Annotated in this window: 13 protein-coding genes; 4 read left to right on the top strand and 9 right to left on the bottom strand. The window is 46.5% G+C overall.

The annotated features are described in order from the left end of the window. Positions 1-43: 43 nt before the first annotated feature. The 9 genes from mioC to R7E78_RS16485 form a co-directional block, all read right to left on the bottom strand. Positions 44-478: an FMN-binding protein MioC gene (mioC, locus tag R7E78_RS16525; protein ID WP_005378900.1), complete on the bottom strand. Its 435-nt coding sequence runs from the start codon at positions 476-478 to the stop codon at positions 44-46. 100 nt (positions 479-578) lie between these two features. Further along, positions 579-1940 (bottom strand): tRNA uridine-5-carboxymethylaminomethyl(34) synthesis GTPase MnmE, encoded by a 1362-nt coding sequence (gene mnmE, locus R7E78_RS16520; protein WP_005383836.1) that lies wholly within the window; start codon positions 1938-1940, stop codon positions 579-581. A gap of 130 nt (positions 1941-2070) precedes the next feature. Beyond that, positions 2071-3693, bottom strand: a complete 1623-nt coding sequence (gene yidC / locus R7E78_RS16515; RefSeq protein WP_318058073.1) for a membrane protein insertase YidC — start codon at positions 3691-3693, stop codon at positions 2071-2073. A 2-nt stretch (positions 3694-3695) separates the two neighbouring features. Next, positions 3696-3953 carry a membrane protein insertion efficiency factor YidD gene (yidD, locus tag R7E78_RS16510; protein WP_005378822.1) on the bottom strand — a complete coding sequence of 86 codons (258 nt, stop codon included), beginning with the start codon at positions 3951-3953 and terminating at the stop codon, positions 3696-3698. Beyond that, entirely contained in the window at positions 3920-4243 is a 324-nt protein-coding gene (rnpA, locus tag R7E78_RS16505) for a ribonuclease P protein component (RefSeq protein ID WP_005394102.1), read from the bottom strand. Before rnpA ends, yidD begins: the two co-directional genes overlap by 34 nt. 46 nt (positions 4244-4289) lie before the next feature. Then, positions 4290-4424, bottom strand: coding sequence for a 50S ribosomal protein L34 (gene rpmH, locus R7E78_RS16500; RefSeq protein ID WP_005378825.1), 135 nt, complete (start codon positions 4422-4424; stop codon positions 4290-4292). 242 nt (positions 4425-4666) lie between these two features. Further along, positions 4667-5404 (bottom strand): amino acid ABC transporter ATP-binding protein, encoded by a 738-nt coding sequence (locus tag R7E78_RS16495; protein WP_005378827.1) that lies wholly within the window; start codon positions 5402-5404, stop codon positions 4667-4669. Then, a complete protein-coding gene (locus R7E78_RS16490; RefSeq protein WP_005378829.1) occupies positions 5401-6072 on the bottom strand; it encodes an amino acid ABC transporter permease in 672 nt (223 codons plus the stop codon). Before R7E78_RS16490 ends, R7E78_RS16495 begins: the two co-directional genes overlap by 4 nt. A gap of 114 nt (positions 6073-6186) precedes the next feature. Next, positions 6187-6933 (bottom strand): amino acid ABC transporter substrate-binding protein, encoded by a 747-nt coding sequence (locus R7E78_RS16485; protein ID WP_005378831.1) that lies wholly within the window; start codon positions 6931-6933, stop codon positions 6187-6189. A gap of 412 nt (positions 6934-7345) precedes the next feature. Between R7E78_RS16485 and dnaA the strand changes: the two genes are divergently transcribed. The 4 genes from dnaA (at position 7346) to gyrB (ending at position 13436) form a co-directional block, all read left to right on the top strand. Further along, on the top strand, positions 7346-8752 hold the full coding sequence (gene dnaA / locus R7E78_RS16480; RefSeq protein WP_005378835.1) for a chromosomal replication initiator protein DnaA: 1407 nt from the start codon (positions 7346-7348) through the stop codon (positions 8750-8752). 63 nt (positions 8753-8815) lie between these two features. Beyond that, entirely contained in the window at positions 8816-9916 is a 1101-nt protein-coding gene (gene dnaN, locus R7E78_RS16475) for a DNA polymerase III subunit beta (protein ID WP_226084086.1), read from the top strand. Positions 9917-9925: 9 nt separating this feature from the next. Beyond that, positions 9926-11005, top strand: coding sequence for a DNA replication/repair protein RecF (recF, locus tag R7E78_RS16470; RefSeq protein WP_005378839.1), 1080 nt, complete (start codon positions 9926-9928; stop codon positions 11003-11005). A 13-nt stretch (positions 11006-11018) separates the two neighbouring features. Continuing rightward, a complete protein-coding gene (gene gyrB / locus R7E78_RS16465; RefSeq protein ID WP_005378841.1) occupies positions 11019-13436 on the top strand; it encodes a DNA topoisomerase (ATP-hydrolyzing) subunit B in 2418 nt (805 codons plus the stop codon). Positions 13437-13553: the final 117 nt, after the last annotated feature.

Below are 13553 nucleotides of genomic sequence, written 5' to 3'. Positions count from 1 at the left end.
AACAGAGCCGAATTTCGACTCTGTTGAAGGGAAAGTCGTGAGTTTAAAAACGTTCGATATTCTCTTTTAACCACATTTCTGCGGCGTCTTCTGGCACATCATGGCTCAGTACATCGATTTTAAAGCAATCTGCGAGAGGGGTTGCACCAATATCCTCTAATAAATCATAAGCGTGTTGACCAGCGGCACAGAACGTATCGTAGCTAGAGTCACCAATCGCAATCACCGCAAATTTTACATCAGTCATTTTTGGCGGTGTATTTTGTAATGCTGCGATAAAAGGTTGGATATTATCAGGATACTCACCAGCTCCATGTGTAGAGGTGATCACCAACCACGTACCTTGATTTTCGATATCACTGAGGGAAGGCTGGTTGTGGATCGTTGTTTCAAATCCATTCTCGTTGAGTAGATCACTCAGGTGATCCCCTACGTATTCTGCGCCACCTAACGTGCTGCCTGTAATAATGTGGATCATACTTCTTCCTTATTGAATGCGACGGCTAAAGCTCATGGATGGCTTGCCGTACAAAAAGAAACGCGGTGTGAGTTAAGCTCAGCACCGCGCGTTCGATTATTTACTTCCCGATACAGAATGAAGAGAAGATTCGTCCCAGTAAGTCGTCAGAACTGAACTCACCGGTAATCTCATTGAGATGTTGTTGGGTGATGCGTAGCTCTTCAGCCAATATTTCACCTGCCATATAGCCTTCAAGCTGCTCCTGGCCTATTTGAAGGTGCTGTGCGGCACGTTCTAATGCATCGAGATGACGACGACGAGCCATAAACCCACCTTCACTGTTGCCAGAGAAGCCCATACACTCCTTGAGATGATCGCGCAGAGCTTCAACCCCTGCACCAGTCTTCGCTGACAAACGGATAAGAGTAGGGTTATTGACGTGGCAGATCCCCATATCTTCACCCGTTTGATCCGCTTTATTACGGATCACAGTTATGCCAATGTTGTCTGGTAGGCGATCCACAAAATCTGGCCAGATATCTTTCGGATCGGTGGCATCGGTTGTCGTGCCATCCACCATGAACAACACGCGGTCTGCTTGGGCTATTTCATCCCACGCACGTTCGATACCGATTTTCTCTACTTCATCGGAAGCATCACGCAAACCTGCTGTATCAATGATGTGTAGTGGCATGCCATCAATATGGATATGCTCACGCAGTACATCACGCGTGGTTCCTGCGATGTCGGTTACGATTGCAGATTCTTTACCCGATAGCGCGTTCAGTAGGCTTGATTTGCCCGCATTTGGGCGACCCGCAATCACGACTTTCATCCCTTCACGCATAATAGCGCCTTGGTTAGCTTCTTTGCGCACCGCATCTAGGTTGTCGATGATGGCTTGTAGGTCACCAGCCACTTTACCGTCGGCCAAAAAGTCGATCTCTTCTTCAGGGAAGTCGATGGCTGCTTCAACATAGATACGCAAATGAATCAGCGACTCAACTAAGGTATTAATACGGCCTGAAAATGCGCCCTGTAAGGATTGCAGCGCCGATTTTGCTGCTTCTTCAGAACTGGCATCAATGAGGTCTGCAATCGCTTCGGCTTGAGCTAGGTCGAGCTTATCGTTCAGAAATGCGCGTTCAGAGAACTCACCAGGGCGAGCAGCTCGAATACCATCTATACCTAGAATGCGTTTTATCAGCATATCCATCACGACAGGGCCGCCATGGCCTTGCAGCTCAAGTACGTCTTCACCTGTAAATGAGTGTGGGTTAGGGAAGTACAGTGCGATGCCCTGATCAAGCACAGTGCCATCTTCTGACTTAAACGGCAGGTACTCTGCGTAGCGGGGCTTTAGTGTTTTGCCAGTGACTTCTAACGCCACTTGGTTGGCTTTAGGGCCAGAAACTCGAATAATACCGACACCGCCACGACCAGGCGCGGTCGCTTGAGCGACAATCGTATCTGTAGTCATAATTTTGCCTTTTGAGCTGGGCTATAGGGAAGATACCTAGGGAGCCATCACAATTAATTAGCTGAATTGTAATCAGCCAAAAACAAAAAGGCGACCTTTTGGCCGCCTTTCTCAATCATTTCCTAAAAGGTTACTTGCTGTGTAAGCCTTTTTTCTCTAATCCTTTGTAGATCAGAGTTTGCTGGATAAGCGTTACGATGTTCGACACCAACCAGTACAGAACGAGACCTGATGGGAAGAACAAGAAGAAGAAGGTAAACATAACCGGCATAAAGGTCATGATCTTCTGCTGCATTGGATCCGTTACTGTTGTCGGGCTCATCTTCTGGATTAGGAACATTGACGCACCCATCAGTAGAGGCAGGATGTAGTAAGGGTCCTGCGCTGAAAGGTCATGAATCCAACCGAAGAATGGAGAGTGACGTAGCTCAACCGATTCCATTAGTGCCCAGTATAGTGCGATGAAAATAGGCATCTGTAGGATAAGAGGTAAACAGCCACCTAGTGGGTTCACTTTCTCTTTCTTGTACAGTTCCATCATTTCTTGGCTCATGCGCTGACGGTCATCACCGATACGCTCACGCATTGCTTGCAGCTTAGGCTGAAGCATACGCATTTTCGCCATAGACGTGTATTGCGCTTTTGTTAGTGGGTACATTGCACCACGAACGATGAAGGTCAGACAGATGATTGCCACACCCCAGTTGCCAACAAAGCTCTGGATGAATGAAAGCAACATATGAAGAGGCTTCGCAATGAACCATAACCAGCCGTAGTCCACTACTAGGTCTAGGTTAGGTGCCACTTCTGCCATTTCATCTTGCAGTTTTGGACCAACCCAAAGTGTTGCTTCAAACTTAGCCTGATCGCCTGTTGCGATAGTTTTGTTCGGCATACGAACGCCGATGTCGCCTAGGTTGCCAATTACACGAGTGTATAGGTTAGTACCTGGTTCGTTACGTGGGATCCAAGCTGCGGCAAAGTAGTGTTGAATCATTGCTGCCCAACCTTGGCCATCGGCTAGGTTAAGAGACAGGTTGCGATCCTGCATATCATCAAAGCTGTACTTCTTGTAACGCGTATCTTCTGTTGAGTATGCGCCACCACGGTAAGTAGGCATTGTGATGCTACCACCATCGTCCATTAGGTTTTGACGTAGGTGAGCGTACATACCAAATGTTGCGTTGTTGCCTGAGTTGTTCACTACATCGTATTCAACATTAAGCGCGTAGCTGCCGCGTTTAAAGACGTAAGTTTTGGTGTATTCGATGCCGTTTGCAGTGAATGTCATCGGAACGCGAAGTTCATCTTGACCGTCAGCCATTGTGAAGCTGTCTGCACTTACGTTGTAGTGAGGGCGATTTGTGCTGCTCAAGTCGATACCTTGAGGACCCACTAGACCGCTTTGAGCGATAAATTGGTGACCTTGAGCGTCTTTAAGCAGAACAAAGGAATCTGATGAATCTAACTCAGCAGAGTATTCGTTAAGGTTGGCATGTACCACATCGCCACCAACGGTGTCGATCGACAGAGTTAAAACATCAGTCGTTACTGTGATAGTTTTTGCAGAAGCTTGCTGTTGACCAGGAACTGGGTCAAGTTCATCAGCAAAAGATGGTGCAGGTAGAGTGCTGCTTGATTGAGCCTGTTCAACTGCTTGAGGTTCTGGATTCTTTGCAACTTGCCATTGTTGAAACAGCAAAAAAGAAACCAGGGCCAAACCGATGAGCAGGATATTACGTTGAGAATCCATCGTTAGTTATCTCTGTCTTGTTTTTGGACTGGTGGAACGGGGTCATACCCCCCTTCATTCAAAGGGTGGCATTTTAATAGACGTTTGCCTGATAACCAACATCCTTTTACAAAACCGTGAGCTCTCAAAGCTTCTAGCGCGTAAGTGGAACAGGTTGGTGTGAACCGGCAACGAGGACCAATCAAAGGGCTGATAAACCAGCGATACAGATAAACGAGCCCAATGGCTATCCACGTGAAGGGCGAGACAGGCGTTGCCATAGCTTATCAAACAACTTAAAAATTTCCTCATTGCTTAAATCTTGCGCGCTTTTCTTTGCAATCACAACAAAATCTTTGTTTGGAAGCTGATGTTGATTGTTACGAAAGCTTTCACGAGCCAAACGCTTAAATCGGTTACGACCGACAGCCGTTTTGATTTGCTTTTTGGGAACCGCTAAACCTAATCGTGGGTGAGAAAGTTTGTTATTGCGAGCAATGATGGTGAAATGAGGCGAGCCAGCTCGATGAGCTTGCTGGAAGACGTTTTGATAATGCTCGGGAGTTAACAAACGTAACTCCCGATTAAACGCGTACGTGTTCAAAATAAACTAGCGATTATTTTGATAGGCGCGCACGGCCTTTTGCACGACGTGCGTTGATAACTTTACGACCGTTCTTAGTTGCCATGCGAGCACGGAAGCCGTGAGTACGCTTGCGCTTTAGAACTGTAGGTTGAAAAGTGCGTTTCATGATAATTACCTTTACTGATCAGTAGTTTTAGGTTCTTGTTAAACCCGGCGTGGGTATTTGCTTTCTTATATAAAGAAGCTCTTTATATAGAGAAGGACAACCGACGCCTCTCAACAAAGAGGCGGAATTGTAATCACACTCACATAATGTGTCAATGACTCAATGAGTACGAAATTCCGGCCGGGCGATTATACGTAGTGTGAGTAAAATCTCAAGGATCAATCGATCCTGATGCTTGATCGTTACTCTATTCCTACTTGGTTAAGGAATTTTTTCAAACGAGGATCTTGTGGATTATCGAAGATATCCTGTGGAGAACCTTGCTCAACGATATTGCCTTCCGCCATGAAGATCACTCTATCAGCTACTTCTTTCGCGAATTGCATCTCGTGCGTCACCACCAGCATGGTTTGATGCTGATTAGCTAACTTCTTCATTAATGAGAGAACTTCACCGACCCATTCAGGATCCAGCGCAGAAGTTGGTTCGTCAAACAACAGCAGTTCTGGTTGCAGCGCCATCGCTCGGCCGATACCCACACGTTGTTGTTGGCCGCCAGATAATGCCGCTGGATAACTATCGCCTTTATCCCCAAGGCCGATGTCATCCAGAATTTGTTGCGCTCGTTTGAGAGCATCGGCTTTTTTCCAACCTCGAACGGTCACTAGACCTTCGGCAATGTTCTGGCGCGCATTCATATGGGCAAACAGGGCATAGTTTTGGAACACAAAGCCAGTTCGACGACGCAGCGCTAATACTTCGGCTTTAGTGTGTTTTTGAGTATCAACGGAGATGTCATCTATCGTTATACGACCTTCATCTGCTTGTTCTAGAAAGTTCACCGTACGCAGCAAGGTTGATTTACCCGTACCACTTGAGCCGATAATCACGATGATCTCACCTTGCTTAATATCGAGGTCGATGCCTTTCAGCACTTCAGTCTCACCAAAACGTTTGTGAATATTTTCTAACTTAATCATCGTACGTACGCCTTATTCAGTTTTGCTTCTGCCCAGATTTGTACGCGAGTCAGAATCACCACCACGCCCCAGTAAATAAGAGCAACCGCAAGGAAAGCTTCAAAGAAACGGAAACTTGATGAGGCTTCCATCTGTGCTTTCGCCATGATTTCGGCCACACCAAGCGTGAAGGCGAGAGACGTTGACTTGATCATATCGATGAAATAGTTCATCAATGAAGGCAGTGCGACACGCGTTGCTTGAGGTAAAATCACTCGGCGCATTGCTTGGGATGTCGTCATACCGACCGATAAGCTCGCTTCCATTTGGCTGCGATCAATACCAATAATGGCGGCACGAATACTTTCCGCCATATAAGCGGCAAAGTGCAGCGTTAAACCGATAACCGCTGCTGAAAAGGCGTCGATACCGACCATCAATGGAAAAATTTGCGGTAAGCCGTAGTAAAGCAGGAAAAGCTGAACCAACAGTGGGGTGCCACGGAAGAAGCTGATGTACAGTTGGCTTAATTGATCCAGAACTGGCAGTTTAAATACGCGAATATTGGCTAAAATGACGGATAAAATCAGCGAAAACACCAATCCCCATGTCGCCATTTCCATGGTTGTGCCAAGATATTTCAGCAATATCGGCAACAGTTCCAACATGTAATTAAAGTCAAATCCCATACGGCTTACCTAAAGGCTAGAGAAAAGAAAAGGTGGAAAACAAGTTCCACCTTTACGTAAGTTTATTTTAGTCCGAGAGTGATACCACTTTGCGGCCTAAAGTACAAAGAGTTCTTATTTCGTGATGTCAGCGCCAAACCACTTCACGGAAATTTTCTCTACTGTACCATCTGCGCGCATCTCAGCCAGTGCTTTGTTTACTTCTTCTTGCAGTTTACGACCTTTCTCGTTGTCAACGAAAGGCCATGCGTTTTGAATGGTCTCAAACGGTTCGCCTGCCAATTCCAGAGGAAGGCCAGTTTTCTTAATCAGCTCTAACGCAGAAAGACGATCCATTACAAATGCATCTGCTCGACCGAGCGCCACGTCATGTTCGATACCTGTGTCGTACGTTTTAATGTTGATCTTGCCGTCTTTGTCGTATTGACGCAGCAGTTGCTCAAAGTTAGAGCCTAGGTTCACCGCAACGGTTTTGCCCGCAAGATCATCAACACCTTTGATGCTGTCGTTGCCTTTACGCACGGTAATTTGTGCGCCATCTACAACGTAAGGGTCAGCAAATAGGTATTTAGCTTTACGCTCATCAGTCATGGTGATTTGGTTGGAGATCGTATCGATACGACCAGTTTCTAAAAGACCAAATAAACCAGAGAAGTTGGCTGTTACGTATTCGATTTTGTAATCGTTACGTTTACCGATTTCATCCCACATGTCGACTTCAAAGCCTTGTAGCTTGTCTTGCTTTACAAAAGTAAACGGGAAGTAGCGACCTGACATACCAACTTTGACTTCAGTAGCGGCTTGTACGGTTGCTGCCGACAGTGCAATGGCTGCAACGGCAACCTTAATCCAGTTTTTCATAATACATCTCCATAATTTTATGGTTGGAAATACTACTGTTAGTTAGCTCAATTAAATAAATAACCAAGAGCAATAACCTAGACCTGTGAGTTATTAGATAATAGAAGAAGAATGTTAAATGTGACGAAAATGCGAACTGAACCTAGCGAAATGATCGACAAAATCAGCATTGGGAATAAAATAATACACAGACTTATCACCAATCGCTCGATCTTGTGAATTTTGCCCAATTGTGGATCGTTGTGTGGGCAAATTTGGGGCAAGGTGTGTTGATCTCATCAAGTTTGCAGAAATAATTGTGAATAACTTGGATCTTATTCACTGGATCGTCGATCAATCGCTGGCGATCTTGGTTATCAACAGGTAAAATTGCCAGTCTTTTCCGATAATTCAATTACTCAGTGGGGGCACCGTGTCATCTTCGCTTTGGCTGCAATGTTTGCAGCAGCTTCAAGAAGAGCTACCAGCTACAGAATTCAGCATGTGGGTTCGTCCGCTACAAGCGGAGCTCAATGACAATACTCTCACTCTATTCGCGCCAAACCGCTTTGTGTTGGACTGGGTGCGTGATAAGTATCTGAACAATATTACTCGCTTACTGCAGGAATACTGCGGTGGCGATATTCCTAACTTACGTTTTGAAGTGGGGAGCCGACCTGTCTCTGCACCAAAACCAGCGCCGACACGTACGCCTGCAGATGTGGCTGCGGAGTCATCTGCACCTGCGCAATTACAGGCGCGTAAGCCAGTACACAAAACCTGGGATGACGACGCTCAAGCGATTGCGGCTATCAATCACCGCTCAAACATGAACCCAAAACACAAGTTCGACAACTTTGTTGAAGGTAAGTCGAACCAACTGGGTTTGGCTGCGGCGCGTCAGGTATCGGATAATCCTGGTGCAGCATACAACCCGCTGTTCCTATACGGCGGCACGGGTTTGGGTAAAACCCACTTATTGCATGCGGTGGGTAACGCGATTGTGGATAACAACCCGAACGCAAAAGTGGTCTACATGCACTCAGAACGTTTTGTGCAAGACATGGTGAAAGCGCTGCAAAACAATGCGATTGAAGAATTCAAACGCTACTACCGCAGTGTGGATGCACTCCTTATCGATGACATCCAATTCTTTGCTAATAAAGAACGTTCGCAAGAAGAATTCTTCCATACCTTCAACGCACTATTGGAAGGTAATCAGCAGATCATTCTAACGTCTGACCGTTATCCTAAAGAAATTAATGGCGTTGAAGATCGTCTTAAATCTCGCTTTGGTTGGGGTCTTACTGTTGCGATCGAGCCGCCTGAGCTTGAAACGCGTGTGGCGATCTTGATGAAAAAAGCCGAAGATCACCAAATCCACCTTGCTGATGAAGTGGCATTCTTTATTGCCAAGCGTCTGCGTTCGAACGTTCGTGAGCTCGAAGGTGCATTGAACCGTGTTATCGCGAACGCGAACTTTACTGGTCGTCCAATCACGATTGATTTTGTGCGTGAAGCGCTGCGCGATCTGCTTGCTCTACAAGAGAAGCTGGTGACGATCGATAACATTCAAAAGACCGTGGCGGAATACTACAAGATTAAAGTAGCGGACTTGCTGTCTAAGCGTCGTTCTCGTTCTGTAGCGCGTCCTCGTCAGCTGGCTATGGCGTTAGCAAAAGAACTAACCAACCATAGCTTGCCTGAAATTGGCGATGCGTTTGGGGGCCGCGATCATACGACCGTACTTCATGCTTGTCGCAAGATTGAGCAGCTGCGTGAAGAGAGCCACGACATTAAAGAAGATTACTCTAACTTGATTCGCACCCTGTCTTCGTAATCGGTTAGAATAACGGTATTCTAAGCAAATCATTTATTGAGCTGACAGCGTAAAGAGCCAAGCATGAAATTTACCATTGAACGTAGTCATTTAATCAAACCGCTACAGCAGGTTTCGGGCGCTTTAGGTGGCCGACCAACTCTGCCAATCCTGGGTAACCTACTTCTTAAAGTAGAAGAGAACGTATTGTCGATGACGGCAACCGATCTTGAAGTAGAGTTAGTAAGCAAAGTGACGCTAGAAGGTGATTTTGAAGCGGGCAGCATTACCGTTCCTTCGCGTAAGTTTCTCGATATCTGCCGTGGTTTACCGGACGATGCGATCATCACATTTGTATTAGAAGGTGATCGCGTACAAGTTCGCTCTGGTCGCAGCCGTTTCTCGTTGGCAACGCTTCCTGCGAACGATTTCCCTAATATTGAAGACTGGCAAAGCGAAGTGGAAGTATCACTGAGCCAAGCCGATCTACGTACGCTGATCGACAAAACTCAGTTCTCGATGGCGAATCAAGACGTTCGTTACTACCTCAACGGCATGTTGTTTGAAATTGACGGCACCACGCTACGCAGCGTGGCGACGGACGGCCACCGTATGGCGGTATCGCAAACTCAGCTAGATGCGGACTTTGCGCAGAAGCAAATCATCGTGCCACGCAAAGGTGTGCAAGAATTAGTAAAGTTGATGGATGCGCCAGAGCAGCCCGTAGTACTTCAGATCGGTAGCTCCAATGTTCGTGCTGAGGTGAATAACTTTACTTTTACCTCTAAGTTGGTTGATGGTCGTTTCCCTGACTACCGCCGTGTATTGCCTCAGAGCACCAATAAGACACTAATAGCAAGTTGTGACGAGTTGCGCCAAGCCTTCTCTCGTGCTGCGATTCTTTCCAACGAAAAATTCCGTGGCGTGCGAGTGAATCTGGCTGATACTGAAATGCGCATAACCGCGAATAACCCAGAACAAGAAGAAGCGGAAGAGATGCTTGATGTAACCTTTGAAGGTGACGCCATCGAAATCGGCTTTAACGTAAGCTATGTGCTTGATGTTCTGAACACGTTGCGTTGTGAAAATGTACGTGTGTCGATGTCGGATGCTAACGCTAGCGCGTTGATTGAAAATGCCGACGATGACAGTGCCATGTACGTGGTGATGCCAATTCGTCTATAAGCCAACTGAATGCCTCTTTCTCGTCTCATCATTCAGCAGTTTCGAAACATTAAAGCCTGTGATATTGAGTTATCAGCAGGCTTTAACTTTCTTATCGGGCCGAACGGCAGCGGTAAAACCAGTGTCTTAGAAGCGGTTTATCTGCTCGGGCATGGCCGCTCATTCAAGAGCTCTCTCACCGGACGAGTGATACAAAATGAGTGTGACGAACTGTTTGTTCATGGTCGTTTTTTGAACTCGGATCAATTTGAGCTACCTATCGGCATTAATAAGCAGCGTGATGGCTCAACAGAGGTTAAAATAGGCGGTCAATCTGGACAAAAATTAGCGCAGTTGGCACAAGTTCTGCCTCTGCAGTTGATACACCCAGAAGGGTTTGATTTACTGACAGATGGCCCTAAACATCGTCGTGCGTTTATTGATTGGGGCGTGTTTCATACCGAGCCCGCTTTTTATCAAGCATGGGGAAGGTTCAAGCGCCTGAACAAGCAGCGCAACGCGTTGTTGAAAACCGCCAATAGTTATCGTGAGCTCAGTTATTGGGATCAGGAAATGGCAGGGTTGGCTGAAAACATCAGCCAATGGCGAGCAAGTTACATCGAGCAGATGAAAACCGTCGCAGAAACTATCTGTCAGACATTTTTGCCAGAATTTGAGATCCAATTGAAGTATTATCGTGGCTGGGATAAAGACACTCCATACCACGAGATACTAGAAAAGAATTTTGAGCGTGATCAGGCATTGGGATACACCTTTAGTGGCCCAAACAAAGCTGATTTGCGCATTAAAGTGAACGGAACGCCCGTTGAAGATGTTCTGTCACGCGGTCAATTAAAACTCATGGTGTGTGCATTGCGTGTAGCGCAAGGGCAACACCTGACAGAGATGGCCGGTAAACAATGCATTTACCTAATTGATGACTTCGCGTCGGAATTAGATAGCCAACGTCGCAAGCGTCTTGCTGACTGCTTAAAAGAGACGGGCGCACAAGTATTTGTAAGCTCTATCACTGAAAGCCAAATCGCCGATATGTTGGACGATAACGGTAAATTGTTTCATGTGGAACATGGCAGGATAGAGTCAAACTAGAAGAGAGAAACTCATGTCTGAAAATTACGATTCATCGAGTATTAAGGTACTGAAGGGTCTGGATGCGGTACGTAAGCGTCCAGGAATGTACATCGGCGATACGGACGACGGCACCGGCCTTCACCACATGGTTTTCGAGGTGGTGGATAACTCAATTGATGAAGCGTTGGCAGGTCACTGTAAAGACATCGTTGTGACAATTCATGAGGATAACTCGGTTTCCGTTAGCGATGATGGTCGTGGCATTCCAACAGAAATCCACTCAGAGGAAAATGTCTCTGCAGCAGAAGTAATTATGACGGTTCTTCACGCGGGTGGTAAGTTCGACGATAACTCATACAAAGTATCGGGTGGTCTTCACGGGGTAGGTGTTTCAGTAGTAAACGCACTATCAGAGAAAGTTGAGCTAACGATTCATCGTGGTGGCCATATCCATACGCAAACCTACCGCCATGGTGAGCCTCAAGCGCCACTAGCCGTTGTGGGTGATACGGATAAAACCGGTACACAAATTCGTTTCTGGCCAAGTGCCGAGACGTTCTCTAACACTGAGTTCCACTATGACATTCTGGCGAAACGCCTGCGTGAACTGTCATTCCTGAACTCTGGTGTGTCGATCAAATTGGTTGATGAACGTGAAGCGGACAAACACGATCACTTCATGTATGAAGGTGGTATTCAAGCGTTCGTTGATCACCTAAACACCAACAAAACGCCAATCATCGAAAAAATCTTCCACTTTAACTCTGAGCGTGAAGACGGCATTTCAGTTGAAGTGGCGATGCAATGGAACGATGGTTTCCAAGAGAATATCTTCTGCTTTACCAACAATATCCCACAGCGTGATGGTGGTACTCACCTTGCTGGTTTCCGTGCTGCGCTAACACGTACATTGAACAGCTTTATGGATAAAGAAGGTTTCTCGAAGAAAGCGAAAACAGCGACTTCAGGCGACGATGCGCGTGAAGGTCTAACTGCGGTTGTTTCGGTGAAAGTGCCTGATCCTAAGTTCTCAAGCCAAACAAAAGACAAACTAGTTTCTTCTGAAGTGAAATCAGCTGTTGAGTCTGCAATGGGTGAAAAACTGTCTGAGTTCCTGATTGAGAACCCGACAGAAGCGAAGATGGTTTGTTCGAAAATCATCGATGCAGCACGTGCACGTGAAGCTGCGCGTAAAGCTCGTGAAATGACGCGCCGTAAAGGTGCACTAGACCTAGCTGGTCTTCCAGGTAAACTTGCAGACTGTCAGGAAAAAGATCCGGCACTCTCTGAACTATACATAGTGGAGGGTGATTCGGCAGGCGGCTCCGCAAAACAAGGCCGTAACCGTAAGAACCAAGCAATCCTACCGCTAAAAGGTAAGATTCTTAACGTAGAAAAAGCACGTTTCGACAAGATGCTATCTTCTCAAGAAGTAGCAACACTGATCACCGCACTAGGTTGTGGTATCGGTCGTGACGAGTACAACCCGGACAAGCTTCGTTACCACAACATCATCATCATGACCGATGCCGATGTCGATGGTTCGCACATCCGTACGCTACTGTTGACCTTCTTCTACCGTCAAATGCCAGAGCTTATCGAGCGTGGCTATGTGTACATCGCTCAGCCACCACTATACAAAGTGAAAAAAGGCAAACAAGAGCAGTACATCAAAGATGAAGAAGCGATGAACCAATACCAAGTATCATTAGCTCTGGATAATGCATCGCTACACGTAAACGCAGAAGCACCTGCACTGGCTGGTGAAGCACTAGAGAAGCTTGTTCAACAGTACAATGCGGGTATTAAACTGGCGGAACGTATGAGCCGTCGCTACCCAAGTGCTTTGGTAAACGAGTTGATTTACACTCCTCGCCTAACGCCAGAGCAATGCCATGACGCATCAGTTGTGGAAGCGTGGACGAAGCAGCTTATTGAGCAGCTGAATGCGAAAGAAGTGGGTGCAAGCCAGTACAGCTACGAAGTTGAACAGCACGAAGAGCTAGGCTTAAACTTGCCTAAGATTGTGGTTCGTACTCACGGTGTGACGCACGAACATGCAATTAGCATCGACTTCCTAAACTCGAAAGAGTACGGCAAGTTGGCTGATCTATCAGAAGCACTTGATGGACTTCTGGAAGAAGGCGCGTACATCAAACGTGGTGAGCGTACTATGCCAGTGGCAAACTTTGCAGAAGCACTTGACTGGTTAGTGAAAGAGTCAATGCGTGGCTTAAGCCGTCAGCGCTACAAAGGTCTAGGTGAGATGAACCCAGACCAACTTTGGGAAACCACCATGGACCCAGAAACTCGTCGTATGATGCAGGTAACGATTGAAGATGCGGTAGGCGCAGATCAACTGTTCACTACGCTAATGGGTGACCAAGTAGAACCTCGTCGTAACTTCATCGAAGAGAACGCACTGAAAGTAGCGAACCTAGACGTATAACGACACTGTTCGTGATAGTAAAAAGCAGCGAGAAATCGCTGCTTTTTTTGTTTTACCACCAGCTAAAATCGCCACTTTCTGCTAAAGCGGATGTTTTTCTGGTACTAACTGCCAACA

The sequence above is a fragment of the Vibrio sp. YT-19(2023) genome (assembly GCF_033337395.1).
This window is presented reverse-complemented; position numbering and strand designations above follow the sequence as displayed.

Excerpts from the sequence above, each read along its gene's own strand:
- mioC (WP_005378900.1), bottom strand. The coding sequence starts at position 478 with ATGATCCACATTATTACAGGCAGCACGTTAGGTGGCGCAGAATACGTA.
- mnmE (WP_005383836.1), bottom strand. The coding sequence starts at position 1,940 with ATGACTACAGATACGATTGTCGCTCAAGCGACCGCGCCTGGTCGTGGC.
- yidC (WP_318058073.1), bottom strand. The coding sequence starts at position 3,693 with ATGGATTCTCAACGTAATATCCTGCTCATCGGTTTGGCCCTGGTTTCT.
- yidD (WP_005378822.1), bottom strand. The coding sequence starts at position 3,953 with ATGGCAACGCCTGTCTCGCCCTTCACGTGGATAGCCATTGGGCTCGTT.
- rpmH (WP_005378825.1), bottom strand. The coding sequence starts at position 4,424 with ATGAAACGCACTTTTCAACCTACAGTTCTAAAGCGCAAGCGTACTCAC.
- R7E78_RS16495 (WP_005378827.1), bottom strand. The coding sequence starts at position 5,404 with ATGATTAAGTTAGAAAATATTCACAAACGTTTTGGTGAGACTGAAGTG.
- R7E78_RS16490 (WP_005378829.1), bottom strand. The coding sequence starts at position 6,072 with ATGGGATTTGACTTTAATTACATGTTGGAACTGTTGCCGATATTGCTG.
- R7E78_RS16485 (WP_005378831.1), bottom strand. The coding sequence starts at position 6,933 with ATGAAAAACTGGATTAAGGTTGCCGTTGCAGCCATTGCACTGTCGGCA.
- dnaN (WP_226084086.1), top strand. The coding sequence starts at position 8,816 with ATGAAATTTACCATTGAACGTAGTCATTTAATCAAACCGCTACAGCAG.
- recF (WP_005378839.1), top strand. The coding sequence starts at position 9,926 with ATGCCTCTTTCTCGTCTCATCATTCAGCAGTTTCGAAACATTAAAGCC.
- gyrB (WP_005378841.1), top strand. The coding sequence starts at position 11,019 with ATGTCTGAAAATTACGATTCATCGAGTATTAAGGTACTGAAGGGTCTG.